Raw genomic sequence first — 6255 nt, forward strand, 5'->3', positions numbered from 1 at the left:
TCTATTAAAAATTGAGCTTGTGGCGATGAGTTTTTATTAACATCAAAAACATTGGTATTCTATATAAATAACTGTTTTTAAGCACCTTAAAACGAATAATATTTTTAAGATTGTTAATATGTTGATTTTATTTTCTAATAATCAACATATAGGAAAGCTATTTCAGGTATTTCCTTTTTCTGAAATAATTAAATCCGAAGGCGAAAATCCCAAGAAGGATTAAAGGCAATACCAGGTTCATTACCTGCCATTTTTCCCGCTCATCAGCTGCTTTTTGATCGTCCAGAAAAGCGATATTTATTTCCTTGCTGCGTATGTCTATAAGTCCGCTGTCGTCCAGCATATAATTTACGGCGTTCAGCAAAAATTCTTTGTTACCGTAAGTATTACCGGTATAGCGTTCAAAGCCAAGTTCCAGCGGTTCCCCGCGTTGCACATCATTTTTAATCACATCACCATCTGAAATAACCAGCATTTTTGTTTCCGGACTATCATCCCGCGGATTTTCAATTTCAAAAGGTTTGATCCTGTTTTTATAAACCGAAGTAAATTCTCCTTCCAGTAAAACAGCCAGCGGTTGTTCCCCATCTGTATAGGTAGCTAAATCGGGCTCCCTGCTTACCATTTCAAGGCTGATTTCACGGGGCGTACCTTCGAGCCTGGTTTGCGGTGAACTGCTTAATAGAATTGTTTTGTCAATATTATTCTGAAGCGTATCAATTTGATTCGCATACTCAAATTTTACCGCTTCAATATTATTGATTATCGGGTGATCGTTTGGTGAAGTGGTCAACGGACTGTAAAACCAGGGATACGGATTAAACCGGGTGTTATTTCCCTGCCCTGAAGCCAAAATAATCGGTGCCGAATAAATATCGTTAATCAAAATCGGGTTAATACGAATTCCGTAGGAAAAGAAGAAATCGCCCAGATTAAGGTCACGGGGCAAAGCAAAAGCCCTTCCGGAAGGGTTCAGTAAACTATCGGTTTCCATTGCTACGGCTTCAGTAAGCCAAAGCGATTTTCCACCACTCATAGTATATTGGTCTAAAACAAATTTTTCGTTTTCGGTAAAAGCCTGGGTGGGTTTTGCCTCGAGGATTAAATCGTATTCCTTTAACTGCTGAAGCGTTTTTTGAGGATTTACCGCCGCCGAATCTAAAGTGAACGGCGCCATAAAATAATATTCCTGCAGGGTTTTAATAAAATCGGCTATTTGCGCATCGGGCAGTTCGCCATTGCCGCGCATTACCGCAATTTTCTTTTCCCGCGGATAAATCAACTTATTCAGCGCATTGGCGATAGCGTATTCCAGTTGTTGGACCGACCCGGAAACCCGTTCCTCATCGGTAGCCCCAAGTTTATTCTTTAATAAAGGGATTTGTACTTTTTTATCACCAAGCCTGGCAACTGCCCAGGGAAAAACCAAAGCTTCAGAGCTTTTTCCACTTTCCTGAACGCTAACTCTCGCAGGAGGCATTCCTCTCTGATAAAATTCCCGTGCAGTAGCCTCAGCATCGTTGCTTTCCTCTAAAGGATTGGTAAAAGTGAATTTAATATTGCTGTTATAGGCTGAAAACTCTTCCAGCATTTGCCGGGTTTCATTCCGAAGTCGTCTAAATTCCGCAGGGAAATTTCCTTCTAAAAAAACTTCAATAACAATGGGCGAATCAGCATCTGAAACAATTTCCTTCGCGGCAGGAGACAATGTATAACGCCCATCACGGGTAAGGTCTATACGCTCAAAAAAGTTTGCTGCCAGCAGGTTTATCGCAACTACAGCAATTAGCAACAGAAAAACGGCTTTATATGTGTTTTGATGTTTCACAGCCTAAGATTTTTTCTGGATTGAGATTAACCATATCTGCGTGAGTTTGAGAAAAAGCACGATAAAACTTAGAAAATAAATAATGTCCCTGGTATCTATAACGCCTCTGCTAATACTTTGATAATGGAAACTAATCCCGAGATATTCCACCCCATAATTTGTGCTTCCAAATAGATCCAGATTTCCCAATCCTTCAAAAGCAAAAAAGCTTAAAAAACATAAAAAAACCGCAATAATAAAAGCGATAATCTGATTCTCGGAAAAAGAAGAAGCAAAAATCCCGATCGCCGTATAACAGCCCGCCAGGAAAATCAGCCCCAGGTAAGAACCCATAGTTGCCCCCAAATCAAAATTTCCTATCGGCTTTCCAAGCTGGTGAATAGTTATTACATATAAAATACTGGGTAAAATCGCTAAAAGTACCAGGATTAAAGCGCCAAAATATTTTCCAAGGATAAGTTGTGTAAAACCAATGGGACGGGTAAGTAACAACTCCATAGTTCCCTGCCGTTTTTCTTCAGAAAAACTCTTCATGGTAATGGCGGGAATAAGGAAAATAAAGATCCAGGGCGCAAGGTTGAAGAATGGTTTTACATCGGCAAAACCATTATCCAGGATGTTGTAATCCCCGGTAAAAACAAACAAAAACAAGCCGCAAACCACCAAAAAGATCCCAATCACCAGGTAACCGATTGGCGACGAAAAAAATGAATTTATCTCTTTGTTTAAAATAGCCAGCATCGGCAAAAGTGATTCTAAATTTTATTATTCGCTACTTAATATTTCAGTGCTCCAGGCAACCGGCTTGGCGTTAAAAAGCACTTTGGTTTTTGCCCACACTCCTTTAAATAATTCTGAATTCCGGTAACTTTCCAAAGACTCCTCATCTACCCAGTAACTATACGTGAAAAAGATATTTGTATTGTGTTGGTCCTGCAATAATTGCAGTTTATAGCAACCATCAAATGCCCTTATCTTCTTTTTATTTGCTTCAAAATTAGACAGGAATTCTTCGATTTTTTCGGGATCAAATTCCATTTTCACAATTCTGTGTATCATTTCTCATCAAATTTAATAGTTACGGTATCCCGGTGTTCCAGACCAAAAAGCGTTGAAGCACTTCCCACCGTAGAAGGATTGCTTTTATAAATGGCAAGCTCTATATAACCAGCCGAATTGAACAAAGCGAGTTTTTTGCCATCTTCTTCCCCACGGTTCTCCTTTTCAACTTCAAAATTAATCCAGTCGGAATAGGCTTCATAAATCTGCGGAAAAGTAACCATTCTCGCACTAATTATATAATTTCTTCCTTTTCCAATACTTTCAAATAACTTACGGCTAATATTGGTAATCACATTTCCATAGTTATCAATATATAAAACATGCCCAACGATCTGGTTTTTTTCAGAATTTATAGTTGGTTCAAACTGTTTCAGGTACTTTATTTCATTAATATTTTTTCCAATAACATCCAGGGTCCCTCCGCGAGCTAAATGACAGGCTACTTTTACAAAAACATCTAAAACGGGAAAATTAGTTTCAATAGCATCGTGGATATTGATTTCCACAATTTTCTCGGGCTTTATTTCTGAAGCCAGTAAAGATAAAATTCCATTATTGGCACAAATAAAATAATGATCGTCCAGTAAAACGGCCAAATGTTTGTTCTCGGGTGTAAATTCTGAATCGATCCCAATTATATGAATACTGCCTTTTGGAAAACTATTATAAGCGTTTTTAATAATGTAGGCGGCCTCACTAATATGAAACGGTGAAACAGAATGTGAAATATCAACAATTCTAACATCTTTTAATTCGCTATAAATAGCTCCCTTAACCGCTCCCACAAAGTAATCTTTCTCTCCAAAATCGGTGGTTAAAGTGATGATAGCCATAGGTGATTGTTAATATTTTTTTAACTTGTAAGCGCTTATTTTGTGTAAGTTTGTATAGTAAGCGAAGATAAATTTATTTGTATTTTCAATTAAAAATTCAATGCAACCAATTTAACTTCTGCCTGCCAAAATTAGTATTAAAACTTAGCAGCTACAAATAAAGAACCGCTATAAATAAAAATGTTTTGAACATCACTTTTCAACTAAAACCATAAGCTTTTGAACGAAATTATTATTGAACTTTCAGAAATTAATCCCCGCGAATTTTTTGGGCAGAACAACGAGAATATTGAACTTCTTAAAAAATACTTTCCGAAGCTGAAGATTGTAGCCCGCGGAAATAAAATTAAAGTTTTTGGGGACGAAGAAATGCTGGAAGAATTTGATGAACGCATTACCATGCTTATGGATCACTTCGGAAAGTATAACAAACTGGACGAGAATGTGATTGAAAGAGTGCTTACCAGCGAGAAAAGTTCAGATTATCAAACTTCAGACGAGAGCGGCGAAGTTTTAGTTCACGGGGTTGGTGGACGTTTGATAAAACCCCAAACAGCAAACCAAAGAAAACTGGTTGAACTGATGCGTAAAAACGATATGGTTTTTGCCATTGGCCCTGCCGGAACGGGTAAAACCTATACCGGTGTGGCGCTTGCCGTAAAAGCTCTAAAAGAAAAACAGGTTCGCAGGATTATCCTTACCCGGCCCGCGGTTGAAGCCGGTGAAAACCTTGGCTTTCTTCCCGGAGATCTTAAAGAGAAACTGGATCCTTATATGCAACCGCTTTATGATGCGCTTCGCGATATGATTCCGCAGGAAAGGCTGGATGCTTTTATAGAAAAGGGGGTTATACAAATTGCACCACTCGCTTTTATGCGGGGACGTACTTTAGATAATGCTTTCGTGATTTTGGATGAAGCCCAGAATACCACCCACGCGCAAATGAAAATGTTCCTTACACGAATGGGGAAAAGCGCCAAATTTATGATCACCGGAGACCCGGGGCAAATAGATTTGCCACGCAGGGTAATTTCAGGTTTAAAAGAAGCTTTACTGGTCCTAAAAGAAGTGAAAGGTGTTGGCATGATTTACCTGGACGATAAGGATGTGATTAGACACCGACTGGTGAAAAAGATTATTTCTGCCTACAAAGAAATTGAACATACCGACTAATAATTTATGCTTATCCGTTTAAAAACCTAAAAATAGTTTTTGTCTTCCTGAGCGGAGTCGAAGGGTCAAACAAAAACGTCTCGACTGCGCTCGACGTGACATTTTATTGAGATACGTATAATTTATATTATTCAATCTCCAAATTCAGAATAAATCCTAATGAAGAATACCATTATAAAAACCGATTTCAATTTTCCCGGCCAAACCGATGTTTACAAAGGTAAAGTACGGGATGTTTATACTTTAAAAAACAACAAACTCGTAATTGTGGCGACTGATAGGCTTTCTGCTTTTGATGTGGTGATGCCAAAAGGCATTCCCTACAAAGGCCAAATCCTTAACCAGATCGCCACAAAAATGATGGAAGCCACCCGCGACCTTGTCCCCAATTGGCTGGAAGCAACACCAGATCCCAACGTTGCCGTAGGCCAGGCTTGCGAACCCTTTAAAATTGAAATGGTTATTCGCGGATATCTGGCCGGTCACGCTGCCCGGGAATATAAAGCCGGAAAACGTATGCTTTGCGGGGTAGAAATGCCAAACGGAATGAAGGAAAACAATAAATTTCCAGAGCCGATTATCACCCCTGCCACCAAAGCCGAACAGGGCGACCACGATGAGGATATTTCTAAAGAAGAGATATTAAAACGCGCTATTGTTTCTAAAGAAGACTACGAAATCCTTGAAAAATATACCCGAAACCTTTTTAAACGCGGAACCGAAATCGCTGCAAAAAGAGATTTAATTCTGGTAGATACCAAATACGAATTTGGTAAAAACGCTGATGGGGAAATTCTTTTGATAGATGAAATTCACACGCCGGATTCCTCCCGCTATTTTTATGCCGATGGCTACCGGGAAAGACAGGACAAAGATGAGCCGCAAAAACAATTATCGAAAGAATTTGTAAGGCAATGGCTTATTGAAAACAAATTCCAGGGATTGGAAGGCCAGATCCTACCCGAAATGAGCGATGAATATATCGAATCGGTTTCTGAACGTTATATAGAATTATACGAAAAAATTACCGGCGAAACTTTTATTAAAAGCGACATCAATAATATTGAAACCCGTATTGAAAATAATGTTTTGGAGTATTTGAAATAGAGGTTTTTTCTAAAATATATTAAAAACGTCATCCTGAACTTGTTTCAGGATCTAATATCTTTTAATTACTAACACCTTAGACCCTGAAATAAATTACCATTGACGGAGATAGATTTTATTATTTATCACTAGTGTCCGGTAAAAAAAATAAACCGGGCTAGCAATTTGAACACTAACCCGGTATGTCTACTTTTGAGTTACGACACAAAAAAGCTAGACATGGGTAAAAGTAAGGATTTTAACGGACAGCCG

The 6255-nt window shown here is 38.6% G+C and carries 6 protein-coding genes; 2 read left to right on the plus strand and 4 right to left on the minus strand.

The features are described from left to right. Positions 1-157: 157 nt before the first annotated feature. From gldG to LB467_RS14590, 4 genes are read right to left on the minus strand one after another with little or no spacing between them, the layout of a single operon-like run. Positions 158-1828: a gliding motility-associated ABC transporter substrate-binding protein GldG gene (gldG, locus tag LB467_RS14575; RefSeq protein WP_224474784.1), complete on the minus strand. Its 1671-nt coding sequence runs from the start codon at positions 1826-1828 to the stop codon at positions 158-160. A 3-nt stretch (positions 1829-1831) separates the two neighbouring features. Then, on the minus strand, positions 1832-2569 hold the full coding sequence (gldF, locus tag LB467_RS14580) for a gliding motility-associated ABC transporter permease subunit GldF (protein ID WP_224474785.1): 738 nt from the start codon (positions 2567-2569) through the stop codon (positions 1832-1834). A 24-nt stretch (positions 2570-2593) separates the two neighbouring features. After that, positions 2594-2887 (minus strand): putative quinol monooxygenase, encoded by a 294-nt coding sequence (locus LB467_RS14585; RefSeq protein ID WP_224474786.1) that lies wholly within the window; start codon positions 2885-2887, stop codon positions 2594-2596. Continuing rightward, complete coding sequence (locus LB467_RS14590; protein WP_224474787.1) at positions 2884-3723, minus strand: SAM hydrolase/SAM-dependent halogenase family protein; 840 nt, start codon at positions 3721-3723, stop codon at positions 2884-2886. The genes LB467_RS14585 and LB467_RS14590 overlap by 4 nt, the downstream gene beginning before the upstream one ends. Positions 3724-3942: 219 nt before the next feature. Between LB467_RS14590 and LB467_RS14595 the strand changes: the two genes are divergently transcribed. Together LB467_RS14595 and LB467_RS14600 are read left to right on the plus strand one after the other, a co-directional pair. After that, positions 3943-4896 carry a PhoH family protein gene (locus LB467_RS14595; protein WP_224474788.1) on the plus strand — a complete coding sequence of 318 codons (954 nt, stop codon included), beginning with the start codon at positions 3943-3945 and terminating at the stop codon, positions 4894-4896. Between the two features lie 159 nt (positions 4897-5055). After that, positions 5056-6003: a phosphoribosylaminoimidazolesuccinocarboxamide synthase gene (locus tag LB467_RS14600; RefSeq protein ID WP_224474789.1), complete on the plus strand. Its 948-nt coding sequence runs from the start codon at positions 5056-5058 to the stop codon at positions 6001-6003. Positions 6004-6255: the final 252 nt, after the last annotated feature.

Source organism: Salegentibacter tibetensis (assembly GCF_020164485.1).
Taxonomy (GTDB): domain Bacteria; phylum Bacteroidota; class Bacteroidia; order Flavobacteriales; family Flavobacteriaceae; genus Salegentibacter; species Salegentibacter tibetensis.